Origin of the sequence: Pseudoduganella rhizocola (genome assembly GCF_045984285.3) — a bacterium.
Lineage (GTDB): Bacteria > Pseudomonadota > Gammaproteobacteria > Burkholderiales > Burkholderiaceae_D > Rugamonas.
Window position 1 is genome coordinate 350,733 of the sequence record NZ_JBJQIK030000002.1, and the last position, 24,106, is coordinate 374,838.

At 62.5% G+C, this 24,106-nt stretch carries 27 protein-coding genes; 23 read left to right on the top strand and 4 right to left on the bottom strand.

All coding sequences use genetic code 11. The annotated features are described in order from the left end of the window. The 5 genes from ACJRPG_RS05305 to ACJRPG_RS05325 all read left to right on the top strand — a co-directional run bounded on the left by ACJRPG_RS05305 (position 1) and on the right by ACJRPG_RS05325 (position 6,687). A complete protein-coding gene (locus ACJRPG_RS05305) occupies positions 1 to 909 on the top strand; it encodes a lipase family alpha/beta hydrolase (protein ID WP_407998995.1) in 909 nt (302 codons plus the stop codon). Between the two features lie 151 nt (positions 910 to 1,060). Then, the gene (locus tag ACJRPG_RS05310) at positions 1,061 to 4,681 is read left to right on the top strand and encodes an EAL domain-containing protein (RefSeq protein ID WP_407998996.1); all 3,621 of its coding nucleotides are present in this window, start codon (positions 1,061 to 1,063) and stop codon (positions 4,679 to 4,681) included. Positions 4,682 to 4,741: 60 nt separating this feature from the next. Continuing rightward, on the top strand, positions 4,742 to 5,407 hold the full coding sequence (locus tag ACJRPG_RS05315; RefSeq protein WP_407998997.1) for a TetR/AcrR family transcriptional regulator: 666 nt from the start codon (positions 4,742 to 4,744) through the stop codon (positions 5,405 to 5,407). Beyond that, entirely contained in the window at positions 5,404 to 5,943 is a 540-nt protein-coding gene (locus ACJRPG_RS05320) for an LOG family protein (RefSeq protein ID WP_407998998.1), read from the top strand. The genes ACJRPG_RS05315 and ACJRPG_RS05320 overlap by 4 nt, the downstream gene beginning before the upstream one ends. Positions 5,944 to 6,066: 123 nt before the next feature. Further along, entirely contained in the window at positions 6,067 to 6,687 is a 621-nt protein-coding gene (locus ACJRPG_RS05325) for an FxDxF family PEP-CTERM protein (RefSeq protein WP_407998999.1), read from the top strand. Here the strand turns inward: ACJRPG_RS05325 and ACJRPG_RS05330 are convergent, their stop codons facing one another. After that, complete coding sequence (locus ACJRPG_RS05330; protein WP_407999000.1) at positions 6,688 to 7,185, bottom strand: YgjP-like metallopeptidase domain-containing protein; 498 nt, start codon at positions 7,183 to 7,185, stop codon at positions 6,688 to 6,690. It abuts the gene before it with no gap. Positions 7,186 to 7,267: 82 nt separating this feature from the next. On the opposite strand from ACJRPG_RS05330, the gene ACJRPG_RS05335 reads away from it, so the two are divergent. From ACJRPG_RS05335 to ACJRPG_RS05395, 13 genes are all read left to right on the top strand, one after another. Continuing rightward, a complete protein-coding gene (locus ACJRPG_RS05335; protein ID WP_407999001.1) occupies positions 7,268 to 7,762 on the top strand; it encodes a hypothetical protein in 495 nt (164 codons plus the stop codon). 3 nt (positions 7,763 to 7,765) lie between these two features. Next, entirely contained in the window at positions 7,766 to 8,059 is a 294-nt protein-coding gene (locus ACJRPG_RS05340; protein WP_407999002.1) for a hypothetical protein, read from the top strand. Between the two features lie 312 nt (positions 8,060 to 8,371). Next, on the top strand, positions 8,372 to 8,815 hold the full coding sequence (locus ACJRPG_RS05345; protein WP_407999003.1) for a hypothetical protein: 444 nt from the start codon (positions 8,372 to 8,374) through the stop codon (positions 8,813 to 8,815). 30 nt (positions 8,816 to 8,845) lie between these two features. Then, the gene (locus tag ACJRPG_RS05350; protein ID WP_407999004.1) at positions 8,846 to 11,509 is read left to right on the top strand and encodes a polysaccharide deacetylase family protein; all 2,664 of its coding nucleotides are present in this window, start codon (positions 8,846 to 8,848) and stop codon (positions 11,507 to 11,509) included. A 31-nt stretch (positions 11,510 to 11,540) separates the two neighbouring features. After that, positions 11,541 to 11,939: a hypothetical protein gene (locus tag ACJRPG_RS05355; RefSeq protein ID WP_407999005.1), complete on the top strand. Its 399-nt coding sequence runs from the start codon at positions 11,541 to 11,543 to the stop codon at positions 11,937 to 11,939. A gap of 42 nt (positions 11,940 to 11,981) precedes the next feature. After that, positions 11,982 to 12,833: an endonuclease gene (locus ACJRPG_RS05360; protein WP_407999006.1), complete on the top strand. Its 852-nt coding sequence runs from the start codon at positions 11,982 to 11,984 to the stop codon at positions 12,831 to 12,833. A 52-nt stretch (positions 12,834 to 12,885) separates the two neighbouring features. After that, positions 12,886 to 13,632, top strand: a complete 747-nt coding sequence (modA, locus tag ACJRPG_RS05365; RefSeq protein WP_407999007.1) for a molybdate ABC transporter substrate-binding protein — start codon at positions 12,886 to 12,888, stop codon at positions 13,630 to 13,632. Further along, positions 13,629 to 14,306 carry a molybdate ABC transporter permease subunit gene (modB, locus tag ACJRPG_RS05370; RefSeq protein WP_407999008.1) on the top strand — a complete coding sequence of 226 codons (678 nt, stop codon included), beginning with the start codon at positions 13,629 to 13,631 and terminating at the stop codon, positions 14,304 to 14,306. The genes modA and modB overlap by 4 nt, the downstream gene beginning before the upstream one ends. Next, positions 14,303 to 14,983, top strand: a complete 681-nt coding sequence (locus tag ACJRPG_RS05375; RefSeq protein WP_407999009.1) for an ABC transporter ATP-binding protein — start codon at positions 14,303 to 14,305, stop codon at positions 14,981 to 14,983. Before modB ends, ACJRPG_RS05375 begins: the two co-directional genes overlap by 4 nt. After that, entirely contained in the window at positions 14,980 to 15,789 is an 810-nt protein-coding gene (locus tag ACJRPG_RS05380) for a TOBE domain-containing protein (protein ID WP_407999010.1), read from the top strand. The genes ACJRPG_RS05375 and ACJRPG_RS05380 overlap by 4 nt, the downstream gene beginning before the upstream one ends. Positions 15,790 to 15,879: 90 nt before the next feature. After that, positions 15,880 to 16,242, top strand: coding sequence for a DUF805 domain-containing protein (locus ACJRPG_RS05385; protein ID WP_407999011.1), 363 nt, complete (start codon positions 15,880 to 15,882; stop codon positions 16,240 to 16,242). A 9-nt stretch (positions 16,243 to 16,251) separates the two neighbouring features. Further along, on the top strand, positions 16,252 to 18,459 hold the full coding sequence (locus ACJRPG_RS05390; protein WP_407999012.1) for an FAD-binding protein: 2,208 nt from the start codon (positions 16,252 to 16,254) through the stop codon (positions 18,457 to 18,459). After that, complete coding sequence (locus ACJRPG_RS05395) at positions 18,456 to 19,490, top strand: hypothetical protein (RefSeq protein WP_407999013.1); 1,035 nt, start codon at positions 18,456 to 18,458, stop codon at positions 19,488 to 19,490. The genes ACJRPG_RS05390 and ACJRPG_RS05395 overlap by 4 nt, the downstream gene beginning before the upstream one ends. On the opposite strand, the gene ACJRPG_RS05400 is transcribed toward ACJRPG_RS05395, so the two are convergent. The 3 genes from ACJRPG_RS05400 to ACJRPG_RS05410 all read right to left on the bottom strand — a co-directional run bounded on the left by ACJRPG_RS05400 (position 19,484) and on the right by ACJRPG_RS05410 (position 21,164). Then, positions 19,484 to 19,996: a Dps family protein gene (locus ACJRPG_RS05400; RefSeq protein ID WP_407999014.1), complete on the bottom strand. Its 513-nt coding sequence runs from the start codon at positions 19,994 to 19,996 to the stop codon at positions 19,484 to 19,486. The two genes, ACJRPG_RS05395 and ACJRPG_RS05400, sit on opposite strands and share 7 nt — an antisense overlap. A 180-nt stretch (positions 19,997 to 20,176) precedes the next feature. Then, entirely contained in the window at positions 20,177 to 20,503 is a 327-nt protein-coding gene (locus tag ACJRPG_RS05405; RefSeq protein ID WP_407999015.1) for a KGG domain-containing protein, read from the bottom strand. Positions 20,504 to 20,618: 115 nt separating this feature from the next. After that, positions 20,619 to 21,164, bottom strand: a complete 546-nt coding sequence (locus ACJRPG_RS05410; protein ID WP_407999016.1) for a hemerythrin domain-containing protein — start codon at positions 21,162 to 21,164, stop codon at positions 20,619 to 20,621. Between the two features lie 120 nt (positions 21,165 to 21,284). Between ACJRPG_RS05410 and purU the strand changes: the two genes are divergently transcribed. From purU to ACJRPG_RS05435, 5 genes are read left to right on the top strand one after another with little or no spacing between them, the layout of a single operon-like run. Next, entirely contained in the window at positions 21,285 to 22,157 is an 873-nt protein-coding gene (gene purU / locus ACJRPG_RS05415) for a formyltetrahydrofolate deformylase (protein WP_407999017.1), read from the top strand. Between the two features lie 12 nt (positions 22,158 to 22,169). Then, positions 22,170 to 22,712: a YaeQ family protein gene (locus ACJRPG_RS05420; RefSeq protein ID WP_407999018.1), complete on the top strand. Its 543-nt coding sequence runs from the start codon at positions 22,170 to 22,172 to the stop codon at positions 22,710 to 22,712. A gap of 15 nt (positions 22,713 to 22,727) precedes the next feature. After that, the gene (locus tag ACJRPG_RS05425; RefSeq protein WP_407999019.1) at positions 22,728 to 23,135 is read left to right on the top strand and encodes a DUF2946 domain-containing protein; all 408 of its coding nucleotides are present in this window, start codon (positions 22,728 to 22,730) and stop codon (positions 23,133 to 23,135) included. A 39-nt stretch (positions 23,136 to 23,174) separates the two neighbouring features. Beyond that, positions 23,175 to 23,624, top strand: a complete 450-nt coding sequence (locus ACJRPG_RS05430) for a copper chaperone PCu(A)C (protein ID WP_407999020.1) — start codon at positions 23,175 to 23,177, stop codon at positions 23,622 to 23,624. 13 nt (positions 23,625 to 23,637) lie between these two features. Then, positions 23,638 to 24,102 (top strand): YcnI family copper-binding membrane protein, encoded by a 465-nt coding sequence (locus ACJRPG_RS05435; protein WP_407999021.1) that lies wholly within the window; start codon positions 23,638 to 23,640, stop codon positions 24,100 to 24,102. Positions 24,103 to 24,106 lie beyond the last annotated feature (4 nt).

Genomic DNA, 24,106 nt, shown 5'->3' on the forward strand with positions numbered 1-24,106 from the left:
ATGGTGGTGCGCCTGCTCGCTATCATCATGCTAGCGCAGGCGCTGGCGGCACTGCTGCTGTGGCGCCTGATCAGCGGCGTGCTGCCGGGAGGCGTGGCATTGCTGGCAGCGCTGGCGCTGGTGGCCCTGGTGCGCATGCTCATCGTCGCCAACAATTTCCATCTCAGCTGGCGTGCACGCAGCGCCACGCCGCGGCAGCATGGCCTGGACTGGCGCGGCAGCCTGCGCCTGTTCTTCGGCGAGTACGCGGCATCGATGCGGGCATCGTCATGGACAATGCTGTGGCACCATCCGCGCATCCACATCGCGCAGCCGCCACGCGGCCTGCCGGTGCTGCTGGTGCACGGCTACGGCTGCAATGGCGGCTACTGGGCTTCGCTGCGCCGCCTGCTGGTGCAGCAGCGCGTGAGCCATGACGCCGTGGACCTGGAGCCGATAACGGCCGATATCGACCACTACACGGGCCAGATCGCGGCTGCCGTCCAGCGCCTGCTTGCCGCAACGGGGCAGGACCGGCTGGTCATCGTGGCGCACAGCATGGGCGGCCTGGCCGCGCGCGCCTACCTGCAGGCGCACGGCGATGCGGCGGTCGCCCGGCTCGTCACGCTGGGCACGCCGCATCACGGTACGGCGCTGGCCAGCTTCGGCATCGGCGCCAACGCACGCCAGATGCGGCGCGGCGCGCAGTGGCTGGCTGCACTGGACAAGGGTGATGCCGGGCGGCGCGAAAAGATCACCTCGATCTGGTCGCATCACGACAATATCATCGCGCCGCAGGACTCCTGCCGGCTGGAAGGGGCGCGCAATATCGAGATCGGTGGCGTGGGCCACGTTGCGCTGGCCGATAATGCGCTGGTTTTGTCACACGTTCTCGACGAGATTTTTGACGTTGTTGCCGACGCGCGCTAGACTGTCTCGAGATTATGCAAGAGAGTGTCATAAGGTCTTGTGAGTTTCTGTGAGATTTGCATGCGTGCTCTGTCTCGCAGGAGTTTCAGCGATACTCAAGGCTGGCGCATAACACCGCCCCCGTAACCCGAGAGACCCGGAGCGCATCGACGTGTCAGCACGCATCCTAATCATCGAAGACAATCCGACCAACATGGAGCTGATGGTTTATCTGCTCCGTGCTTTCGGCTACACGCCGCTGTCGGCAAGCGATGGTGAGGCTGGCGTGGCCGCCGCGCGCAGCGAACGGCCGGACCTGATCATCTGCGATGTGCACCTGCCCAAGCTCGATGGCTATGGCGTGATTGCCGCCCTCAAGGCCGATCCCGAACTGCAGCACACCCCGGCCCTGGCCGTGACCGCACTGGCCATGGTGGGCGACCGCGAACGCCTGCTGGCGGCCGGCTTCGACGGCTATATCGGCAAGCCGATCGAGCCGGATACTTTTGTCGAACAGATCGAAGCCTTCCTGCCCGGCGAAGAGCCGATGCCGGAAGCGCCGGCGCCGGAACTGCCGGACGGCACGGCCAGCATCCTGATTGTCGATGACCACGTGCTGAACCGCGAGTTCCTCATGACGCTGCTCGGTTTCAGCGGGCACCGCCTGATGGCCGCCGCCAGCGGCACAGAAGCGCTGGCGCTGATGGAGAATGAGCGGCCGGACCTGGTGATCTCCGACATCCTGATGCCGAATATGGACGGCTACGAGTTCGTGGCGCGCATGCGCGCCAACCCCGCCACGGCGCAGATCCCCATCATCTTCTATACCGCCACCTACCGCGAGCGCGAAGCGGTGGCGATGGCGCAGTCCTGCGGCGTGCGCTGGGTCCTGCCCAAGCCTTCCGATCCCGACGTCATCGTGAGCACCGTGCAGGAAGCGCTGGGCCTGGCCCAGGCCGCCGTGGCGCCGCCGATGGCGCAGGCGCCGGGCGAGCCGGGCGTGAGCGGCATCGACTTCAAGGTGGCGGAATACCTGGACGAACTGGAATCGAGCAGCCAGACCCTGACGCGCATGGCGAACAACGGCAAAGGCACGGCGGCCGAACCGGAACACATCGACACGATGACGCAGCGCCTGTCCAATTCGCTCTCCAGCCTGCAGGCCGTGAGCCTGCGCCTGACCGCGCTGATCGAACTGGGCATCGAGCTGGGTGCGGAACGCGACCCGCAAAAGCTGGTGGAGATCTGCTGCCGCGTGGCGCAGGACATCTGCGTGGCCCGCTATGCCTGCATCGGAGTGCTGGAACCGGAAGAGAATTACCTGACTTATTTTGCGACCTGCGGCTCCAGCGTGCCGGGGCCTGAGCTGCGCGATAACCCCAGCGTTGGCGTGCTGCGCGATGTGCTGGAACACCGGCGTCCGGTGCGCATGGCCGGGCTGCCGGGCAACGCCACGCATGTCGGCCTGCCGGAAAGCCATCCGCCGGTGCACTCCCTGCTGGTGGTGCCGATCACGCTGCACGAGCGCGTGCACGGCTGGCTCTACCTGGCCGACAAGCTGGGCGCCGATGAATTCAGCGAAGTGGACGAACGGGTTGCCGTCACCGTGGCGGCGCAGATCGCGGCCGCTTTCCAGAACCTGCTGCTGTACGAAGAAGTGCGCCGCAACCATGAGCAGCTGCAGCGCGACATGGACGCGCGCATCCGCCTGGATGAGGACCTGCGCCGCTTCCGCCTCGCGATGGACGCAACGGCCGACGCCATCTTCCTGGTGGACCGGGCCAACCGCAGCTTCGTGGACGTGAACGTGACCGCCTGCCGCATGCTGGGCTACGAGCGTGAGGATTTCCTGCGTTCGGAGCTGGGACGGCTGGAAGACCTGTACGACAAGCTGCTGGCCGGCGACCACGCCGGCACCATGACGGAGCTGCTGTTGCAGCGCAAGGACGGCTCGCCGCTGTCGGTGGAAGTGCAGGGGCGCACCCTGCGCTCCGGCAGCAACTGGATCCTGGTGGCGGTGGCGCGCGATATCACCGAACGCAAGGAAGCCGAACGGCGCCTGCTGAAACTGGCCCATTTCGATACGCTGACCGGCCTGCCGAACCGCAGCCAGTTCTACGAATCGCTGACGCATTCGCTGAGCATGGCGCAGGAGCATAAATGGGCGCTGGCCGTGCTGTTCCTCGATATGGACCGCTTCAAGAACATTAACGACACGCTGGGCCACACCATCGGCGACGAGCTGCTGCGGCAGTTCTCCAGCCGCCTGGTGGACTGCCTGCGCGTGCGCGACACCATCGGCCGCTTCGGCGGCGACGAATTCGCCGCCATCCTGATGCTGCCGGAAGGCGGGCAGAATGCGATTGCGGTGGTGGACAAGATACGCGAAGCGATGCGCCGTCCCTTCGACCTGAAGGGCCACGAAGTGACCGTGACCGCCAGCATCGGCATCTCGGTGTATCCGGAAGACGGCGTGGATGCGGACTCCCTGATCCAGTATGCCGACACGGCCATGTACCGCGCCAAGGAGGCCGGGCGCGATGCCTTCCGCTTCTTCACGGCGGAGATGAACGCGCAGTCGCTGGCGCGGCTGGATATGGAAAACGCGCTGCGCCGCGCCATCGACAACAAGGAATTCGTGCTGTACTTCCAGCCGAAGGTGCACATCACCACGGGCCGCATCAGCGGCGCCGAAGCCCTGATCCGCTGGCAGCGGCCTGGCCATGGCATGGTGTCGCCCGCGCTCTTCATCCCGCTGTTGGAGGAGACGGGCCTGATTGTCCGCGTCGGCAACTGGGTGATCGACGAGGCTTGCCGCAAAATCGCCGAGTGGTCGAAGAAGCCCAGCGGCGCGGTGCAGATATCGGTCAACGTCAGCGGCATCCAGTTCTTCGTCGGCGGCCTGCAGGAAGAGGTGATGCGGGCCCTGAAGGAACACGATATTGCGCCCGAGCTGCTGGAACTCGAACTGACGGAAAGCTCGCTGATGTCGAATGCGGAAGAAACCATCACCGTGCTCCAGAACCTGAAGCAGCTGGGGGTGAAAATCTCCATCGACGATTTCGGCACCGGCTATTCCTCGCTGGCCTACCTGAAGCGCTTCCCGATCGACAAACTGAAGATCGACATCGCCTTTGTGCGCGAAGTGACCAGCAATCCGGACGACGCGGCCATTGTGCTGGCCATTATTCACATGGCGCACAGCATGAAGCTGAAGGTGATCGCGGAAGGCGTGGAGCGCGATGCCCAGCTGTCCTACCTGAAGCGCCATGCGTGCGACGAAATCCAGGGCTACTACTTCAGCCGTCCGGTACCGGCGGATGAATTCGAGGCCATGCTGGACGAAGGCCGCGCCATGGCGCAGCCGGAGGACGATGAGGCAGGCGACGATCCGCCAACCCTGCTGATCGTGGACGACGACGCCTTCATGCTGGACGTGCTGAGCGACTTCCTCGAACAGGACGGCTACCGCATCCTGACCGCGCAGACGGCGGCCGAAGGCTTCGACATCCTGGCCAAGCACAGGGTGCAGGTGATCGTGTGCGACCAGTGCATGCCGAACATGAGCGGCATCGAGTTCATGGAACGGGTAAAGACCCTGGCGCCGGACACCTTCCGCATCATGCTGTCCGCCTATGCCGACCTGGCGCCGATCATGGCCGCCATCAACCAGGGCGCGATCGACCGCTTCTATACCAAGCCCTGGAAGGGAGGCATCCTGCGCGAAAACATCCGTGAAGGCTTTCGCCTGCACAGGCAGGCGGTGGCGCGGCGCGGACGGCATGCGGCCTGATTTCCCAGCAGAAGCCTTATCGGTGTTATGCTTGCGGGGGAATAAACCAATTCTCCTGCCATGCAACAAAAAGCCCCAAGACGCACCCGCGAACGAATTCTCGAACTCTCGCTGCGCTTGTTCAATGAATTCGGCGAGCCGAACATCACCACCACGGTGATCGCCGAAGAGATGAATATCTCGCCGGGCAACCTGTACTACCACTTCCGCAACAAGGACGATATCGTCAACTCCATCTTCGCCCAGTTCGAAGAGGAGATCGAGCGCATCCTACAGGTGCCGAACGGACGACGCTCCAATATCGAGGACGTGTGGAACTACCTGCACTTCATGTTTGAGCTGATCTGGCGCTACCGCTTCTTCTACCGCGACCTGAACGACCTGCTGTCGCGCAACCGCAAGCTGGAGCTGCAGTTCAAGCAGATTTTGGCGCACAAGATCAAGGTGGCCAAGCAGCTGTGCGTGGACCTGCGCAGCGAGAACTCGCTGGAAGCCAATGATGTGGCGATCGATGCCATGGCGACCAATATGGTGGTGGTGGCCACCTACTGGCTGTCCTACGAATACGTGCGCAACCCGCGCAACTACACCGAGCAGCAGTCGATGGCGGACGCGCTGGCGCGCGGCTGCTACCAGGTGCTGTCCCAGATCGGGCCTTACCTTCGGGGCGAAACCAGCGTGCGCTTCCAGAAGCTGTCCGAAGACTATCTCAAGAAACTCAAATGAAATCGATCTGTGTCTATTGCGGCGCCAATCCCGGCGCCAGCCCGCTGTATGCGGAAACGGCGCGCGCCATGGGCGCGGCGCTGGTGGAGGCGAACCTCGCGCTGGTCTACGGCGGCGGCAATGTGGGCCTGATGGGCATCATCGCCGACGAAGTGCTGCGCCTGGGCGGCGAAGTGACGGGCGTGATCCCCACCCAGCTGGTGGAACGCGAAGTAGGGCATACGGGCCTCACGCGCCAGTTCATCGTCAAGGACATGCACGAGCGCAAAGCCATGATGTCGCAGCTGTCGGACGGCTTCATTGCCATGCCCGGCGGCATGGGCACGCTGGAAGAGCTGTTCGAAATGCTGACCTGGTCCCAGCTCGGCATCCACAGCAAGCCGGTGGGCCTGCTGAACGCGGGCGGCTTCTACGACCAGCTGGTGGCTTTCATCGCCCACGCGCGGGAAGAGGGCTTCATCAAGCCCCAGCACGCGGCCATGATGCGGGTCGCGGACGACCCGAAGCTATTGATTCAAAAGCTGTCTCATCCATAAATAACTCGACAGTACATCCCGGCGCACGATAGCAAAAAATTATTATAAAAATTGCATGACGCATGATGTAATGCGCTTGCTGTTTGATAATATTTTTTTAACTAATTTTTTCCGGGGTGCATTGTGATCAAAAAAATGATGAAGGCGGCGGTAGTCGCCGCGCTGGCGCTGGCGGGGACTGCACAGGCCGATACGATCGACTTCAGCAACATCGGCTCGATGGGCTACCTCAACGTTGCGAACACGCTGATTATTCCTGGCACCTACACCGAAGACGGCTACCAGCTGTCGGCTGGCGGCCACTTCCTCGCCGCGCTGGCATCGGCTACCGAGGACAACGGAATTGCCTGGGCCGGCTCGGAGGCGCTGACCGCCGTGCCGCTGAGCACCGTGACCCTGTCGCGGGTGGATAACACCGCCTTCGACCTGTATTCGATTGACCTGGTGCGCCTGAAATCCTTCCTTGGCGGCGGCAACAGCGTGACCTTCACCGGACACCTGTCCGGCGGCGGCACCGTGGAGCAGGAACTGGTGATCGGCACCGACTTCAGCTGGGACACCTATACCTTCAACGGCTTCAACAACCTGAGTTCGGTGACGTTCGGCCAGCCGCTGAACCCATTCCACCTCTACCAGTTCGATAACATCAACGTGGCCGCGGTGCCGGAACCGGAGACCTATGGCATGCTGCTCGGCGGCCTGGGCCTGCTGGGATTCCTGGCCCGCCGCCGCAAACAGGGCTGATTACCACAGCTTCTGTCCTGAGTATTCGAGCTGGGTGAGGTAGAGGCGGACGTCGAACTCATATTGGTGGTAGTTCGGCTCCATATAAGTGCACAACTTATAGAACGCTTTGTCGTGCTGCTTCTCCCTCAAGTGGGCCAGCTCGTGTACGGCGATCATGCGCAGGAATTCCAGGGGGGCATCCCTGAACATGGTCGCCACTTTTATTTCGTGTTTCGCCTTCAGTTTCCCGCCTTGCACGCGCGAGATCGCCGTGTGCAGTCCCAGCGCATTGTTGATGACGTGGATCTTGCTGTCGAACTCCACCTTGTTGACGGGCTCCGCGCCTCTCAGAAACTCCGCTTTCAGCTCCTGCACATAGTCGTACAGCGCCTTGTCGTTGCGGATGGCATGCGCCTTCGGGTAGCGCTGCAGCAGCACGTCACCGAGGCGGTTCTGCTCTAAGATTTGCGCCACTTGTTGGCGGGTCTGGTCGGAATAGGCGCTGAGGTATTTCATGGAGCCGGGACTGTACCACAGCAGAGCCGCATCGTATGATGAGACTGTTTGTCATCGATGCCGAGCGCAAGGATCTCTCAATATGATGCGAGTGTTTTTATCAATTCTGTTGTTCCTTATCTCGTCGTTTTGCGAGGCCCAAGTTCCAGGCTACGATTTCCGCCAGCCACAGAGGGACGGCGTCACCCTTGTCGGCATGGAGTGCCATCACCGCAATATGACGCTTGAGATTGGTCTATTCTTCCCGGCCAATCCGCCGACCAAACGCATGGATTTATGGAGACTTGACGATCTGGTGAAGTTCAACCACTCCACATATTTCCTGGAAAAGGTTGAGGCGGTCGAAAGGAAATGCAATATTGGTGACGATCGTTACAGGGTTCGGTTTGAAGGCATTCCGGGAGCTAGCAATGCGATGTGGATGTGTGGCGCCAGTACTGGAGTTCATGCCACCGTATGGAGGAATGAAAAGATAGTCTTTGACGAGGATTTGTATAAATGTAACCGCGAAGACTATGTGAGCTTGGTGCGCTTGAAAAACGGAATGACATCCCCGGAAGTCGAAAGGCATAGGTGATAGATGATGCACGACCGACCTGCTTCGAACGACAGTTTGGATTACGAACGCATTGGCCGTTTCGTTTATTCATTCCACCGCATATGTGGATCTGTCGACGTGTTGACTGAAATAGGGCTGGACAGAACTGCGCCGCAGGAGCTTGCCAAACGCGCCGCTAGTCTCGCCCGGACGTTCGATCGAATTTTGAAGGATGCCATATCTGTTCCCGAAAGTGAAATTGATTCGGCTCTTCGTGAAGCAAGCGCAGTACAAACCGGGATCAATGAATGGCTAGCCGGGAAGTCTGGGCGGTGACTGGCCGAACCTGTCGAGACTGGTGGGCATGCTGGCTACGGCATTTGCCCAAAGGCCCCTCTTGGAAACTCCACCTTCAGCTCCTGTGGTCGTACAGCGCCTTATCGTTGGGACGGCATGCGTTTTCGGCTAGCGCTGCAGCAGCACTTCGCCCAAGCGGTTCTGCTCTAAGATTTGCGCCACTTGCTGGCGGGTCTGGTCGGAATAGGCGCTGAGGTATTTCATGGAGCCGGGACTGTACCACAGCCACGCGGCACCGTATGATGGCTGTTATCCGCAGCCGTTGGCGCAGGGCTCGCGCCGAAGATAAACATGACAAAACACATGACGTGGTTCGCCCGCTACCCCCTTGCTGCCGTATGCGCCTTCGCCGCTTACGAGGGGGCAGGACTAGCGCTGCAGGCTTACGAGTTTCTTGTTGAGGCATACCGTATAAACGCGGCCTTGATGCTCGCCTCGGCGAGCATCGCGTTGCTCTGCGCTTGCGTCAGCTTCCTTGCCGGCTGGCGAGGCGGCCTGCTCGCTATGCTGCTGAGCGTGGCCGCCATGCTCCTACTTGTGGTGCTCGGCCTTTGGTACATGGGCGACTCGCTGCGCCAGGCGCTGTTCCAGGCCTCATGCGCACCTGGCGCTGCAATCTGCTTTAATCAGGCTGCGGCCGTCGTGCGCCTCTGTCTGGCGCTGATCCTGGGCTGCCTCGCCTTGGCGGCGTTGCAGCGTTATTTTCTACCCATGCGATCAGAGACTCTGAGCTAAAATTGCATAATTGCAATCATTTGGCTGACCATGAAGCTATCCAAACCTGTGGTGATTGGCGCGGCCATCATCGTTGCGGCTGCGGCTGCCACGGCATACCTGAAATCCAGCTCGCAGCCGGGGAGCGCACCGGCAGCACCGGCCACGGCCACCGCCGGGGAGGCGCATGCACCGCTGCAGGCCGAGCTGCTGAAGATGCTGGCGAACTATCGCAAGATCATTGTCCTGCTGGCCGATGAACAATCGATGCCGGAGACCGACCGCAAGGCCGCGACTCAAGTTGGGCAGGTGCTGTTCCATGAAAATGTTGAGCGGCAGGGCACGGTCCGCGAACTGCTGGTGAAACTGCAGGCAGCGCCCGCAGGCCAGCGAGACGCAGCCTATGACGTTCTGCTGACCTATATCGAGTCGGCCCCTGACCTGTTCGACGCCGACCGCCTGGTATTCCAGGAAGTGCTGGTCGCCATGCAGCAGCAGGCGGCGGCCAACCAGACCCTGCCCGCGATCAAGCTGCATAAGCGCATCAGCGAAGACTTGGCCGCACTGGCTGATATCGAGCGCCAGTACGATAAGGAACTGAGCGGCATTTTCGCCCGCTTCGACCAGCGCGCCATTGTGCCGAAGCGCGAGCGCTGGGAAGATTATGTGTCGCACCTGAAGAAGCTGTTCAGCCGCGAGCAGATCATGAAGGACTACGGCGTCATCGTTCCTTACCCGGTCAAGCCGGACGCGAATGAAGCGGCGGCGGAAATCTTCGGCAAATCGCTGCCACCGAAAACCGTGGTGCTGACTTTTGACGACGGCCCGCATGCCACCTATACCGACGAAGTAGCCGCCATTCTCAAACAGTACGGCGTGCCTGGCGTGTTCTTCCAGGTTGGTAAGAACCTCGGCGAAGTCGATGCGAACGGCAAGGAGTCGCTTGGCAAACGCGCGGCCGCCAGCCGCCGCCTGCTGGAAGGCGGCAACGTGCTGGCGAACCACAGCTATAGCCACGCCATGCTGTCGAAAGAGAAGGGCGACCAGTTGTTCGGTGAAATCGCCCATGCAGACCAGTTGCTGAAGGCAGTCGATACGCGTCGCTCGGCGCTGTTTCGCTTCCCTTATGGTGCGCGCAACGCCGAGGGCCTGCAGGTGCTGAACAAACTGGGCCTGCGCTCGGTGATGTGGAATATCGATTCGCTGGACTGGGCGGACCCCGTGCCGAGCTCGATTGCCAGCCGCGTGCTGGGTTCCCTGGAAAAGGAAAAGCGCGGCATCATCCTGTTCCACGACATTCATGAACGCACGATCAAGACGCTGCCGTTGGTATTGGACAAGCTGGTGGCCGACGGCTACAGCTTCGCCACGTGGGATGGCAGTGATTTCACCATTGCGAAAGAGGGTAAGCCGCAGCCGGACAAGGTTGCCATCAGCAGCGGCTACGCCAACAGCTACGCGGTGGTCATCGGCATCAACGATTACCAGAAATGGCCCAAGCTGCAGTACGCGGTGCAGGATGCCAAGGCAATCCGCGATACGCTGGTGAGCCGTTTCGGCTTCGACAGCGAGCGTGTCTTCACTTTGACCAACGGTGACGCGACGCGCAACAATATCCTGGCCCTGTTCCACGAGAAGCTGGCGGAGGCGAAGCTGAAGAAGGACGACCGCATCTTCGTCTTCTTCGCAGGCCATGGCGCGACGCGCCAGCTCAGCTCCGGCCGCAGCCTGGGCTACATTATCCCCGCCGATTCCGATCCGCAGCAGGTCAGCGTGGACGCGATCCCGATGACGGACCTGCAGAACATTGCCGAGAGCCTCAATGCCAAGCACCTGCTGTTCGTCATGGATGCCTGCTATAGCGGTCTTGGTCTGACGCGCGGCGGCGGCACTGCGGCCTTCCTGCGCGATAACGCGCGCCGCATCGGCCGCCAGATGTTAACCGCCGGCGGCGCCGACCAGATGGTGGCGGACAACGGACCCAATGGCCACTCCGTCTTCACCTGGACGCTGCTGCAGGCGCTGGGCGGCAAGGCCGACCTGAATGGCGACGGCATGATCACCGCCACCGAGCTCGCTGCCTACGTGGCGCCAGCCGTGGCCAGCGTATCGCAGCAGACGCCAGCCTTCGGCAGCTTGCCCGGTTCGGAAGGCGGCGAGTTCGTGTTCCAACTGCCCGTCGAGGCGGAATTCCTGAGCGAGGGCAGCACCCAGTTGTCGCAGGAAGCCATCGCGCTGAACAACAAGCTGGATACCGGCCGCCGTGAACAGGTCGAAGGCAACGCTGTCGTCGTGAAAAACCTGCAGGGCGGCGAGCAGAAGCTGGCCGCACCGAAGCCGGTGGACGCCTCCAGCCGGCAACTGGCCCAGCGCGCCAACGACCGCGGCCTGCAGCTCTACAAGGAAAAGCAATACGCGCAGGCCGAAGCGGCCTTCACCGAAGCGCTGAAACACCGCGCGGACTTCGGGCTCGCAGCCAACAACCTGGGCTTCGTGTACTACAAACAGGATCGATACGCTGAAGCCGCGCGCTGGTTCGAAAACACCATCCAGATCGATGCCTCGCGTGCTATCGCCTACCTGAACCTCGGCGATGCGCGCCAGCGGCAAGGAAATTCCGACCAGGCGCGAAAAGCCTACACCAGCTTCCTCGAACTGGCACCGAATCACCCTAGCGCAGCCTACGCGCGCGGGCAACTGAAAAAACTTGGATAAGCAGCTACGTTTCTTGAGGCAGACTACCACTATGCATAAATTAATCTTTATTTTGCTATTGCTGTCTTCAGTGCCAGTTTTCGCGGAATCAGTGGGGCTTTGTTCGACCGATAAGCTGGAACGCGCTGGCGACGAGCTTCGTATCTTTCCTAGAGAAGATCGTGTTCCGGATATATTCATCAAGCGCGATGGCGAGACGCAGGCTAAGCACCTAAAACTTGGTCCCAATGAAAAATATTATGTTTTATATGAGGGCGATGTCGCGTATTTGAACTTCGACCCCCATTCTGGCTGCACACTTACGCCAATGAGCCAAGCCGCAGGACTAGGAGTTGAGTTTGAGGCGGTGATGCGATCTCCCTGGATTCCCCCGTTTTCCACAAAAAAATTCGTGTTGGCAACAACGAAATCAGAAGATAGTAATAAGTAATGTGCTATATGCTCGTCACATGGCAGCTTGTATGATGGCGGCATGCACACCCACGTCAATTCCGTGGGACTGCTGGTTTGCCCCGATACGGTCCTGAACTTCAGCTATCCCGCGCACATTCCCCGCGCCTGCATCGATGCGCTGCCGGCGCAGCCGGGCATTTACTTTTTCCGCGATGCCGACGGCACCGCCATCTATATTGGCAAGAGCGTCAATATCCGCCACCGCGTGATGAGCCACCTGCGCACGCCTTCCGAAGCGCAGATGCTGGGCCGCACCGCGCATATCGATTTTGAGTTGACAGGCGGCGAAATCGGGGCGCTGTTGCGCGAGGCGCAGCTGGTGAAGGAGCAGCAACCGGTGTTCAACAGCAAACTGCGGCGTTTCCGAGAGATGTGTTCATTGAGCCTGGCGGGCGCCACGCCGCAGGTGGTGTTCGCGCGCGAGGTGGATTTCGCCCGCACCGACGGGCTGTATGGCCTGTTCGGCAGCCAGAAGGCGGCGCTGGAGACGCTGCGCGACGTCGCGCAGACTGCCGGCCTGTGCTCGGCCTTGACCGGGCTGGAAAAGTCCACGCCGGGACGGCCCTGCTTTGCGCGCCAGCTGGTGCGCTGCCGCGGCGCCTGCGTGGGCGAGGAGAGCGCTGCGCAGCACACGGCCCGCGTGCAGGCCGCGCTGGCGCCGTTGCATATCACGCGCTGGCCGTATCAGGGGGCGGTCGCCATCGTCGAGGAATCGCATGGCCTGCGCCGGCGCCACCTGGTCGACGGCTGGTGCTATCTCGGCGACCGCAAGCCGCGCGGCAAGGCGAAACCGGCGCGTTTCGACATGGACGTCTACCAGATCCTGCTGCGCCCTCTGCAGGAGGGGACATTGCGGGTGGAGCCAGCGTGAATCAAAAGCGCTATATAATTCAGTATATAGCGCTTTTGATAAGGACCATTTCATGCTGCACAGAGTGTTTGCCGCCTTGGGGCTGGCCTGCGCCGCTACGGGGGGCATGGCCGCCGATGTGACGGTTTCCGCCGCCGCGAGCCTGACCAATGCCTTCCGCGAACTGGGAGGCGCCTATGAGGCAGCCCATCCTGGCGGCAAGGTGCTGCTGAACTTTGCCGCGTCGGATACGCTGGTGCAGCAGATTGCCAAGGGCGCGCCGGTCGATGTGTTTGCATCGGCCGATGAGGACGCGATGGACAAGGCCGAAGCGCAGAAGCTGCTGGCGCCAGGCAGCCGCCGCATCTTTGCGCGCAACAGCCTGGTGCTGATTGCGCCGGCGTCCAGCACGCTGGCGGTACCGGACCTGAACGCGCTGCGCCAGCCCTCGCTGCGGCGCCTCACCACCGGCAACCCGGCCAGCGTACCTGTGGGCCGCTACACGCGCGAAGCGCTGGAAAAGGCGGGCGTGTGGACCGGCATCGAAGAGCGCTTCGTTTTCGCCACGTCCGTGCGCCAGAGCCTCGACTATGTGGCGCGCGGTGAAGTGGATGCAGGCTTCGTCTACGCCACCGATGTGGCGGCCCAGGCAGGCAAGGTGAAAGTGCTGATGCCGGTGCCCACACCGTCGCCCATCCGTTACCCGATGGCGGTGCTGGCGGCTGCGCCAAACGCCGCAGGCGCGCGCCAGTTCGCCGCGTTCGCGATGTCCGCGCAAGGCCAGGCCATCCTCGCGAAATACGGCTTCGGCCGCCCATGAGCTTCGAACCTGCCCTGATTGCGCTTGGCCTTTCGCTGAAGGTGGCCTTGTGGGCCACCGCCATCGACCTGCTGCTGGGCATGGCATTCGCCTACCTGCTGGCGCGCACGCGGTTCTTCGGCCGCGATGTGCTGGATGCCGTGCTCACGCTGCCCATGGTGCTGCCGCCCACGGTGCTGGGCTACTACCTGCTGGTGCTGATCGGCCGCAACGGGCCAATCGGCGCGTGGCTGCAATCCGCCTTCGGCATCAATCTCATTTTCACCTGGCAGGGCGCCGTTATCGCGGCGGCGGTCGTCGGCTTTCCCCTGGTGCTGAAGGCCGCACGGTCGGCGTTCGAAACCGTGGACATTCAGTTCGAGCAGGCCGCGCGCGTGCTTGGCGTATCGCGGCTCGGCATTTTCCTGCGCGTGACGCTGCCGCTGGCCTGGCGCGGCGTGCTGGCGGGCGCCTTGCTGGCTTTCGCCCGTTCGATGGGCGAGTTCGGCGCAACGCTGATGGTGGCGGGCAGCATTCCCGGCAAAACCCAGACCATGTCGATTGCCGTCTATGAAGCGGTGCAGGCAGGGCAGGACGATACCGCCAACCTGCTGGTGCTGATTACTTCCGTGACCTGCATCGCCGTGCTGCTGCTGGCGAACCGGCTCACGCCGCCGCGCGAGGTGCAGGCATGACGGCGCTGGTGCAGGTCGACGTCGACAAGACGCTACGTTCGGGCAGGCGCGAATTCCGGCTGCGCGCGCGTTTCGAGGCGCATAGCAAGCGCGTGGTGATCTACGGCGCATCGGGTGCTGGCAAGAGCCAGCTGCTGAAGGCGATGGCGGGGCTGATGCGGCCCGACAGCGGCCGCATTGTGCTGGCCGGGCGCACGCTGTTCGACAGCGCGGCGCGCATCGACCTGCCGGCGCAGCAGCGGCAGGTGGGCTACCTGTTCCAGGACTATGCGCTGTTCCCGCACCTGAACGTGCGCCAGAATATCGCTTTCGGCCTGCAGCGCGGGCTGTGGAATCCTTCGGCAAAAGCGGACAATGAAACGCTGCGCTACTGGCTGCAGGCCTTCGAGCTGGACGCCGTGGCGCACCAGACGCCGGACCAGCTCTCCGGCGGCCAGCGGCAGCGGGTGGCGCTGGCGCGCGCGCTGGTCGCCGAGCCGTCCGCACTGCTGCTGGACGAACCCTTTGCCGCGCTGGATCCGTCGCTGCGCGTACGCATGCGTGCCGAACTCGATGCACTGCAGCGCCGCCTCGACATTCCCATGCTGCTGATTACGCACGATCCCGACGATGCCGCCACCTTCGGCGGCCAGGTGCTGACCATGGCCGACGGCGCCATAGCCGGGGAGGGCGTATGAGCGACAGGCAGATCGCGCTGGAAGGCAAGGTGTGGATGACGCTGGACGGCGAACACCTCGGCGGCCCTGACCGCGTGGCCCTGTTGGCCAGCATCGCCGCACATGGCTCCATCACGCAGGCGGCGAAGGCGGTGAAGATGAGCTACAAGGGCGCGTGGGATGCCATCGATGCGATGAATAACCTCGCCGGCGAGCCGCTGGTGGAACGCCTGGCGGGCGGCAAGGGCGGTGGCGGCACGCGGCTTACCGCGCGCGGCGAGCAGCTGGTGCAGAATTTCCGCCAGATCGAGGCGGCGCACCGGCGCTTCATTGAAGACCTGAGCCGCCAGTCGCATGCGCTGGCCGACGATTTCCTCCTGCTGAAAAACCTGAACATGAAAACCAGCGCGCGCAACCAGTTCTCCGGCACCGTAAAAACGCTCAAGCGCGGCGCCGTCAACGACGAAGTCACGCTGGATATCGTCGGCGGCCAGGAGATCGTTGCCATCATCACGCACGAAAGCACGGAAAGCCTGGGGCTGAAGGAAGGCGCGCAGGCCTTTGCGCTGATCAAGGCTTCGTCCATCATTGTGGCTACCGGCGATGAAGGAGGGCGGCTGTCGGCGCGCAACCAGCTGGCCGGCGTGATCGACCGGGTACAGGCGGGCGCCGTGAATTCCGAGGTGAGCATTGCGCTGCCGGGCGGCGGCGTGCTGGCCGCCACCGTGACGCGCGAAAGCGAGCAGACACTCGGGCTCGCTCCCGGTAAAGCGGCCACTGCCATATTCAAGGCATCCAGTGTTATTCTGGGCGTTTCCAGCTCATAACAACAAGGGAAATTTCCTTTCCTTGCGCCATTAGATATTTCATGGCAGCATCTTAGCTGGTCGACAATCGGTTTGGATGAGCCCACTACCATGGAACTACTTTCTGCGTTCTTTCTGAGTCATGGCCGCCTGCATCGCCTGGGCTGGTTCTACCGGGTTCTGTTCGCCGCGCTGGTATGCGCCGCCTTCGGCCTGCTGGCGCGGGAAATTGGCGGCGAACTGGCGCAGGGCGTGTTCGCGCTGCTGTTCCTGTGGAGCGCCCTCGCCATCTCCACCCAGCGCCTGCACGATACCGGCCGCTCCGGCTATCCGCTGCTGCTGCTGGTGATTCCCGTGCTGGGGCCGATCTGGGTGCTGCTGCTCCTGCTGCGCCGTGGCGCGGACGGCAGCAATGTCTATGGCCCGGACCCGCTGGCGCGCTTCGACTATCTCCAGGTTGACATCTCCAAATAAGATCCTGCCATGCCAACTGTCAACGACGTAACGCAGCTGAACCCGACTTCGGTCTTCGCCATTACCACGCCCACCAGCATCAGCGAGCTGCAGGATGCGTTGCGCAAGACTTCGCTGCCCATTTCAGTAGGCGGCGGCCATTTCAGTATGGGCGGCCACACGGCCAGCCCGGGCAGCCTGCACCTGGACATGCGCTGCATGAACCAGGTGCTGGCTTTCGAGCCGGACAAGCGCCTGATCCGCGTGCAGGCGGGCATACGCTGGAGCGATATCCAGCGCTTCATCGATCCGCATGGACTGTCGGTCAAGATCATGCAGACCTATGCCAACTTCACCGTGGGCGGTGCGCTGTCGGTGAACGCGCACGGGCGCTATATGGGCCTTGGTCCCGTGGTGCTGTCGGTGCAGAGTATTGTGCTGGTGCTGGCGAGCAGCGAAGTGCGGCACTGCAGCCGCACCGAGAATGCGGAGCTGTTCTTCGCCGCGATCGGCGGCTATGGCGGCATCGGCATTATTGCGGAAGCCACGCTGGAGCTGGTGCCGAATACGCGCGTTGCACGCGACAGCACGAAGATGCGCACCGATGCTTACCTGCAGTGGTTTGATGCCAATGTGCGTGGCCGCAAGGAGGCCATCTTCCACAATGCGGACCTGTATCCTCCGCATTACCAGAGCGCACGCGCGGTAACGTGGTGCGAGACCGAACTGCCTGCGGACAGCCCGCGCCTGCAGCCGCTGCGCGGCGCCTACCTGGCCGAACTGTATTTCCTGTGGTCCGTGTCCGAGACGCCGTTCGGCAAGCTGCGGCGCGAATACCTGATCGATCCGCTGCTGTACATGCGCCGCAAGGTCCACTGGCGCAATTACGAAGCGGGCTACGACACCGCCGAACTGGAACCTGTGGGCCGCCGCCAGCGCACCTATGTGCTGCAGGAATACTTTGTGCCTTATGACCGCATGATGGAATTCATTCCGAAGATGGCTGAGATCCTCAAGCGGCACAAGGTCAACACCATCAATATCTCGATCCGCCATGCGCTGGGCGATCCGGGAACCTTGCTGTCGTGGGCGAGGGGAGAGACCTTTGCCTTCGTGCTCTATCACAAGCAGCGTACGCGTGACAATGCCAAGGAGCGCGTGGGCGTGTGGACGCGTGAGCTGATCGAAGCCGCACTCGAATGCGGCGGCACCTATTACCTGCCGTACCAGCTGCACGCAACGGCCAAGCAGTTCCACCGCGCCTACCCGCGAGCGAAGGAGCTGTTCGCGCTGAAGCGCGCGCTCGATCCCGACTACCGCCTGCGCGGTGCGCTGTGGGATAAATACTATGCGCCCACCATCAGGCATGACGCGCCGGAGCCGGAGGCGCCAAGCCTGTTCCACGCCGTCTACAACAGCGCGGATGAATCGGACCGCTTCTATGCCTTCCTGCAGAATATCTTCAATGTGTATCCGGAAGACCGGCTGCATACGCTGATCTCGCAAACCACGCGCAAGCACCAGGACGAAGAGACGATTTACCGCGCGCTGCAATCCGGCCTGCCGGGCATTACGCCGCCGCTCTCGCTGCTGCGCTACGCCTTGCCGGCGCTGGCGGTGCAGAAGAAGGAGATGGGCGTGCAGACTGCGCGCCTGCTGGGCGAGCAGCCGCTGCGCGACTACGTGGAGATCGGCAGCCCGGGCCAGTATGTGCGCACGCTGAGAAAGCACCTGAAACTGAGCGGCAGCGTCACGCTGGTGCATGACCGCGAACCCGGCTACACGCTGCCCGATATCGTGGAGCGCGGCCAGCTGTTCCGGCCCGGCTCCTTCGTGCCGCTGAACGGCTATGCGCCTTTGACGCTGCCGGAGCAGAGCGCCGACCTGGTGAGCTGCTTCGCAGGCCTGCACCACATGGAGCCGGAAAAGCTCGATCCTTTCCTCGACTCGATTGCCAGCGTGCTGCGCCCGGGCGGCTACTTCGTGGTGCGCGACCACGATGTGCGCGACAAGGCGATGCACCAGTTCGTGAGCCTGGCGCACTGCGTCTTCAATGCGGGGCTGGGCGAATCGTGGGCGACCAATGAAGCCGAGCTGCGCTTCTTCGATTCGGTGGACGAATGGATACGGCGCATCGAGGCCGCCGGCTTCGAACACACGGGCGAGCGCCTGGTGCAGGACGGCGACCCGTCCGACAATGTGCTGATGGCCTTCCGCCGCGTCGGAGCCGGCCAATGAAGTGGCTGCGCGGGCTGGCGGGCGCCGTTGTGCTGCTGGCCAGCCTGGCGGCGCTGGCCGCGGACGACAGTCCCATCATGCATGACCAGCGGCGCAGCGTGGAGCAGACTTTCCTCACCTATCCGGAATGGTTCCTCGTCAGCAGTCCGGCGGAGTACGCGCGGTTTGCCTCGGTCCAGCCGGCGCACGGCTTTCCCTTCCTGCGGCATGTCGGCCAGCTGTGGTCCAGCTACCGCAGCGTAACGGCGGAGCAGCTGCGGGCCGGCTATCCGGCCAATATCGGCTACCACGTCATGATCTGCGTGATCGCGGGCAGCACCACGGCGGAATATGGACTGCGCTGGATCTACGAGAATACCGTGGGGCGCGCCAGCTGGATATTCTCGGGCGGCAAACTGACGGCGGAAGACCGTTACGGCGCCCAGACCGCGCAGGATTATGTGGACTTCATCCGCCGCGAGCCCTGGTACCGCTACAGCTTCATGAGCAAGCTGAAAGGGCTGTGGACCGACACGCCGCTAATCGGCCCCGATGTGGTGCGCAAGCTTGAACGGCGCTATGCGCTGAGCACTGAATATATCGTCAAAGCGATTTACGGCAAGATGATTGAGCTGGCCACGCGCTCCGCCTACGAACCGGCCCAGATGACGACGCAGGTCGTTGCGCAAAGCGTGCCGCAGGACTTCGTGCCGCCGGAAGGCGTGCGGCATCTGCTCACGCTGCAGGACGACCGCGCCGTGCTGGAGCTGCCGCGCTACGACAACTTCAAGCTGGCGGCAACGCGGCTGGCCGAGATGAATGTGCGGCTGGTGGATGTTGCGGGCAATGATTCCATGATTCTGGTGTCGGTGATTACGGATCGCGGTATGAGCTCGCTGCCGCCCGGCGTCCGCGTGCTGTTCGAGCAGCCCATCGTGACGGAGCCAGGCCGCAAGCGGCGTGCGCTCGTGGTGCCGGTGGCGGCGCTGTCCCAGTTCCTGCTGGAAGCGCCGGCCGAAGGCATGGCCATCGAGCACGTTTATGATTACTGAGTGCGCGTAGATTCGTAGAGGAACCAGATGCGTTCCTCGGCTTCGTCGATCCAGTTCTCGAGCAGGCTGGCGGTGGCGATGTCGTTGTCCTCGTCGCACAGCTCGTGGACTTCGCGCATGGCCTTCACCAGCGCCTGGTTATCGGCGCGCAGCTCGTCCAGCATGGCGGTGGCTTCCACGAAGTCGGAATCGTTGTCCTTGATGGTCTGCAGCTTGCCGATATGGCCGATGGAGCGGATCGTCATGCCGCCCAGCTTGCGCACACGTTCGGCGATCGGATCCAGCATCGCGTAGATGGCCGTAGCCTGCTCGTCCAGCAGCAGGTGATAGGAGCGGAAATGCGGGCCGCTCACATGCCAGTGGAAGTTCTTGCACTTCACATACAGCGCGAAGGTATCAGCCAGCAGGCGGTTCATGCCCTTGGCCACATCTTCGCGGGCTTTGTTGCCCAGGTCGGTAGGGGTTGCCAGCGCGCCGCCGGCGACTTTCTCAGTGCGGTCATTCATGGGGGCCTCTTATCAGTGGAGTAAAGGACGAAAATTATTGTAGCGCGGACAATTTTTCCGTGTTTTTTGCTCCGGCAAGCGTGCGCGCTTACTGACGAGCTACTGACACCGTGGGGTCAGGCACCGGTGTCAGTACCTGACACTGGGTGCCTGACCCCACGGTGTCAGTACCATCGTCGTTCATTCGGAGGATTTGCTGTCTTTGGCGGATTGGCGGGCGCCGCGGTTGGCCGATTGGCGGCTTTCTCCGCCCTTGCGGCCGATCTCCGCCATGTGTTCGCGGTCGCGGCTGACCGCTTCGCCGCCTTTTTGTCCTGCGCGGCGTGCTTCTTCGGAGTCGAATTCGTGCGCCGTGCCTTTCTGGTGCGCTGCCTGGCCGCCCTTGCTGGCAATCTGGCGCTGGGTGGCTTCATCCATCGCTGCGAAACCGCGTTTGCTCGTGCCTTTCTGGCTGCTTTGGCCATCGGCCTTCTGGCTGCTGCCTTTGTCACCTTGTTGTGTAGCCATCTCTCACCTCTCTCGGTCCATCGTTCGACCCGGGCAACATGCGCGGGCCGCGAGACAGCGTGAAACTGTCTCGCCTGGTTAGAGAAGTGGCGGCTGCTTTAGTTCCGCATGCGGCTCAGGAATCTGCCTGGCCGATGGCGGAGCGCTCGCCGCGCGCTTCCCGCGTGCCGGCCCGCAATGGCGCGGCACTCATGTCATGCTCCAGCTGCTCCTTGCGTTCCTGCAGCTGTTCGCACAGAGCCGTCAGGTCGGCGCCGGATTCCCGTGCTTTCGGGAACATTTCGCTTTCCTCTTCGCTGACGTGGTGCTCGATGGCACGCCGCAGCAGGGCGACCGTACCGTCGAGATCGGGGTCATCCCCCGCGAGGCCCTGGATGCGCGCGATCAGCTCCTTGGCTTCGGCGTGCTCCTGGATCGCTTCTTCCACCATCTTCCGGTCTCCCGTCTCCGTGCGTACTGCAGGATAGAAGATCTCTTCTTCGATGGTGGTATGAATGGTCAATTCAAGGCAGATCTGCAAGGCGAGGTCGGCTTTGAGGCTGATGTCGCCGATGTTCTGTTGTTTTTCGTATTCGGTGAACAGCTGCTTGACCTTGCTGTGATCGGCTGTAAGAAGGGCCACGGCATCTTTCGCCCTGGCGGAATGGCTTTGGGTACTCATGCGCTTTCTCCTTGTTGGTAGGCCTTTCCAGCGTAGCGGGAACGCTGTTTTTATGGCGCGCGGGTAGCAGGTCCGTGGTTCATGCGACAATACTGTCCCCATTGTTGAATTGACGCAGCCATGACCACCCAGCCCGAATATATCCTTACGCTTTCCTGCCCGGACCAGCGCGGCATCGTGCATAAGGTGTCCGGCTTCCTTGCCGGACACGGCTGTAACATCATCGACTCCGCGCAGTTCGGCGACCAGGACGAGAAGCGCTTCTTCATGCGCGTGCATTTTGCGCGCGAGGATGCCGCGGTCACGGACCAGGCGCTGCGCAGCGATTTCGCGGCGCTGGGCGAGGACATGCGCCTGGAATGGGAGCTGCGCGACGCGCACTACAAGCCGCGCGTGCTGCTCATGGTGTCGAAGATCGGCCACTGCCTGAACGACCTGCTGTTCCGCTACAAGAGCGGCCTGCTGCCGGTGGAGATTCCGGCTATCGTGTCCAACCACATGGACTTCTACCAGCTGGCGGCCAGCTACAACATTCCCTTCCACCACCTGCCGCTGGCGGCCGGCGCGCCGGAATCGGCCAAGCAGGCGCAGGAAGCGCGCATCATCGAGCTGCTGGAAACGCACCAGATCGACCTGGTGGTGCTGGCGCGCTATATGCAGATCCTGTCGCCGGAGCTGTGTGCGCGCCTGAAGGGCAAGGCGATCAATATCCACCATTCCTTCCTGCCCAGCTTCAAGGGCGCCAAGCCGTATGCGCAGGCGCACCAGCGCGGCGTGAAGCTGATCGGCGCCACCGCGCACTTCGTGACCGGCGACCTGGATGAAGGCCCGATCATCGAGCAGGACGTGGAACGCGTCGACCATTCGATGGATGCGGACACGCTGTCCGCCATCGGCCGCGACGTGGAATGCGTGGTGCTGGCGCGCGCCGTCAAGTGGTTCGTCGAACACCGCATTTTGCAGAACGGCCACCGTACCGTGATTTTCAAGTAAAGCATTTTTCAGATGGCACTCAAAGCAACGATCTACAAGGCAGAACTCTCGATTGCGGACATGGACCGCAATTACTACGCAACCCATTCGCTGACGCTGGCCCGCCATCCGTCCGAAACCGACGAACGCATGATGGTGCGCCTGCTGGCCTTTGCCATCCACGCCGACGAAGCGCTGAGCTTCACCAAGGGCATGTTCGATGTGGAGGAACCGGACCTGTGGCAGAAGGACCTCACCGACGCCATCCAGCTGTGGATTGAAGTGGGGCAGCCGGACGACCGCCGTATCCTGAAGGGCTGCGGCCGTTCCGAGCACGTCATCGTCTACAGCTACAGCGCGGCCAGCCCGATCTGGTGGAAGCAGCTGGCCAACAAGGTGGAGCGCGCGAAGAACCTCACCGTGATCAACCTGCCGTCCGAGACCACGGCCGCGCTGGAGAAAATGGCCCAGCGCAGCATGCAGCTGCAATGCACGATCCAGGATGGCCAGATCTGGCTCACCGACGGCACGGAGACCGTGCAGGTGGACCGCGAAACGTGGAAATCCGAACGCTAAGCTATAATCTCGCGCATGAAGAAATCGACGACACGCCTGCTCAGTGCATGGATCGCCTGCTTTGCGATCCTGCTGAATGCGCTCGCGCCTTCGGTTTCGCATGCCATGAACGGCCAGAAGACCTGGGAAATCTGCCTGAACGATGGCACCCGCCTGAGCGGCTACGGCCAGCTGACGGAAGCGGATTTCCGCGCGCTGACCGACCGCAGCAAGCCTGCGCCGCAGCCAGCCGAAGCCATGAACATGGCCGATTGCGCCTACTGCCTTACGCACGCCGGCAGCACCGGCTTGCCGCCTGTTGAATTCGCGCTGCTGCTGCCGGAAGGGGCAGGGCGCATCCATCCCCCGCTGTTCTACCAGGCCCCGCAGCCGCTGGAGATCTGGGTTGCCGCGCATCCGCGCGGACCGCCCGCCAACGCCTGAACCTTGATCGCACCATCCGACCAATTCAGGAGTTGAACCATGAAACAGATTTTTCTCGCGTGCGCACTGAGCGCCGCCTTTATTTCCACTGCATCCGCCCAGGTGACTGTCAAGGATCCGTGGATCCGTGCCACCGTGCCGGCCGCGAAAGCGTCCGGCGCCTTCATGCAGCTGCAATCGGCGCAGGACGTGCGCCTGGTTGAAGCCCGCACTCCCGTCGCGGGCAGCGCCGAGCTGCACCAGATGTCCATGAAGGACAACCGCATGATGATGTCGCCGGTGGACAGCATCGAGCTCCCGGCAGGCAAGCCGGTGGCGCTGGCGTCCGGCGGCTACCACATCATGCTGATGCAGCTGAAGCAGCAGATGAAGGAGGGCAGCACCGTGCCGCTCACCCTCGTCTTCGAAGGCAAGGACAAGAAGCGCAGCCAGGTAGAAGTTCAGGTGCCTGTGAAGCCCCTGAGCTACAGCCCGCACGCCGGCCATTAAACGGAGGCGAATTATGAACAAAATGATCGCCATCGCCGCAGCCCTGCTGCTGGCGCAGAACGCGCACGCCCATGTCACGCTGGAACAGCGCAGCGCCACGGCGGGCACTTACCAGAAGCTCACGTTCCGCGTCGGCCACGGCTGCCAGGGCAGCGCCACGCGCGCCCTTACCGTCGTCATGCCGGAAGGCGTGGGCGCAGCCAAACCCATGCCCAAGCAGGGCTGGAAAATCGCCATTTCGCCGACCGAAATCACCTGGACCGGCGGCCCGCTGCCGGACGAGTACTACGACGAGTTCTCGATGCAGGCGAAGCTGTCGCCGGAAGCAGGCAAGCGCTATTTCAAGGTAGTGCAGACCTGCGTGAAAGGCAGCATGTCGTGGGACGAACTGCCAGGCGAAGCCAATGTGAAACTCAAGGCGCCCGCGCCCGTGCTGGATGTGCTGCCTTCCGAGGCTGCCCCGGCGCACGTGCACTGAGGGG

What these genes read in the sequence shown, in the direction of transcription:
- ACJRPG_RS05375 (WP_407999009.1), top strand. Translation starts at nt 14,303, where the DNA reads ATGACGGCGCTGGTGCAGGTCGACGTCGACAAGACGCTACGTTCGGGC.
- ACJRPG_RS05355 (WP_407999005.1), top strand. Translation starts at nt 11,541, where the DNA reads ATGCATAAATTAATCTTTATTTTGCTATTGCTGTCTTCAGTGCCAGTT.
- ACJRPG_RS05330 (WP_407999000.1), bottom strand. Translation starts at nt 7,185, where the DNA reads ATGAAATACCTCAGCGCCTATTCCGACCAGACCCGCCAACAAGTGGCG.
- ACJRPG_RS05340 (WP_407999002.1), top strand. Translation starts at nt 7,766, where the DNA reads ATGATGCACGACCGACCTGCTTCGAACGACAGTTTGGATTACGAACGC.
- ACJRPG_RS05315 (WP_407998997.1), top strand. Translation starts at nt 4,742, where the DNA reads ATGCAACAAAAAGCCCCAAGACGCACCCGCGAACGAATTCTCGAACTC.
- ACJRPG_RS05390 (WP_407999012.1), top strand. Translation starts at nt 16,252, where the DNA reads ATGCCAACTGTCAACGACGTAACGCAGCTGAACCCGACTTCGGTCTTC.
- ACJRPG_RS05410 (WP_407999016.1), bottom strand. Translation starts at nt 21,164, where the DNA reads ATGAGTACCCAAAGCCATTCCGCCAGGGCGAAAGATGCCGTGGCCCTT.
- ACJRPG_RS05435 (WP_407999021.1), top strand. Translation starts at nt 23,638, where the DNA reads ATGAACAAAATGATCGCCATCGCCGCAGCCCTGCTGCTGGCGCAGAAC.
- ACJRPG_RS05405 (WP_407999015.1), bottom strand. Translation starts at nt 20,503, where the DNA reads ATGGCTACACAACAAGGTGACAAAGGCAGCAGCCAGAAGGCCGATGGC.
- modB (WP_407999008.1), top strand. Translation starts at nt 13,629, where the DNA reads ATGAGCTTCGAACCTGCCCTGATTGCGCTTGGCCTTTCGCTGAAGGTG.
- purU (WP_407999017.1), top strand. Translation starts at nt 21,285, where the DNA reads ATGACCACCCAGCCCGAATATATCCTTACGCTTTCCTGCCCGGACCAG.
- ACJRPG_RS05420 (WP_407999018.1), top strand. Translation starts at nt 22,170, where the DNA reads ATGGCACTCAAAGCAACGATCTACAAGGCAGAACTCTCGATTGCGGAC.
- ACJRPG_RS05345 (WP_407999003.1), top strand. Translation starts at nt 8,372, where the DNA reads ATGACAAAACACATGACGTGGTTCGCCCGCTACCCCCTTGCTGCCGTA.
- ACJRPG_RS05385 (WP_407999011.1), top strand. Translation starts at nt 15,880, where the DNA reads ATGGAACTACTTTCTGCGTTCTTTCTGAGTCATGGCCGCCTGCATCGC.
- ACJRPG_RS05360 (WP_407999006.1), top strand. Translation starts at nt 11,982, where the DNA reads ATGCACACCCACGTCAATTCCGTGGGACTGCTGGTTTGCCCCGATACG.
- modA (WP_407999007.1), top strand. Translation starts at nt 12,886, where the DNA reads ATGCTGCACAGAGTGTTTGCCGCCTTGGGGCTGGCCTGCGCCGCTACG.
- ACJRPG_RS05400 (WP_407999014.1), bottom strand. Translation starts at nt 19,996, where the DNA reads ATGAATGACCGCACTGAGAAAGTCGCCGGCGGCGCGCTGGCAACCCCT.
- ACJRPG_RS05350 (WP_407999004.1), top strand. Translation starts at nt 8,846, where the DNA reads ATGAAGCTATCCAAACCTGTGGTGATTGGCGCGGCCATCATCGTTGCG.
- ACJRPG_RS05425 (WP_407999019.1), top strand. Translation starts at nt 22,728, where the DNA reads ATGAAGAAATCGACGACACGCCTGCTCAGTGCATGGATCGCCTGCTTT.
- ACJRPG_RS05335 (WP_407999001.1), top strand. Translation starts at nt 7,268, where the DNA reads ATGATGCGAGTGTTTTTATCAATTCTGTTGTTCCTTATCTCGTCGTTT.
- ACJRPG_RS05380 (WP_407999010.1), top strand. Translation starts at nt 14,980, where the DNA reads ATGAGCGACAGGCAGATCGCGCTGGAAGGCAAGGTGTGGATGACGCTG.
- ACJRPG_RS05320 (WP_407998998.1), top strand. Translation starts at nt 5,404, where the DNA reads ATGAAATCGATCTGTGTCTATTGCGGCGCCAATCCCGGCGCCAGCCCG.
- ACJRPG_RS05305 (WP_407998995.1), top strand. Translation starts at nt 1, where the DNA reads ATGGTGGTGCGCCTGCTCGCTATCATCATGCTAGCGCAGGCGCTGGCG.
- ACJRPG_RS05395 (WP_407999013.1), top strand. Translation starts at nt 18,456, where the DNA reads ATGAAGTGGCTGCGCGGGCTGGCGGGCGCCGTTGTGCTGCTGGCCAGC.
- ACJRPG_RS05430 (WP_407999020.1), top strand. Translation starts at nt 23,175, where the DNA reads ATGAAACAGATTTTTCTCGCGTGCGCACTGAGCGCCGCCTTTATTTCC.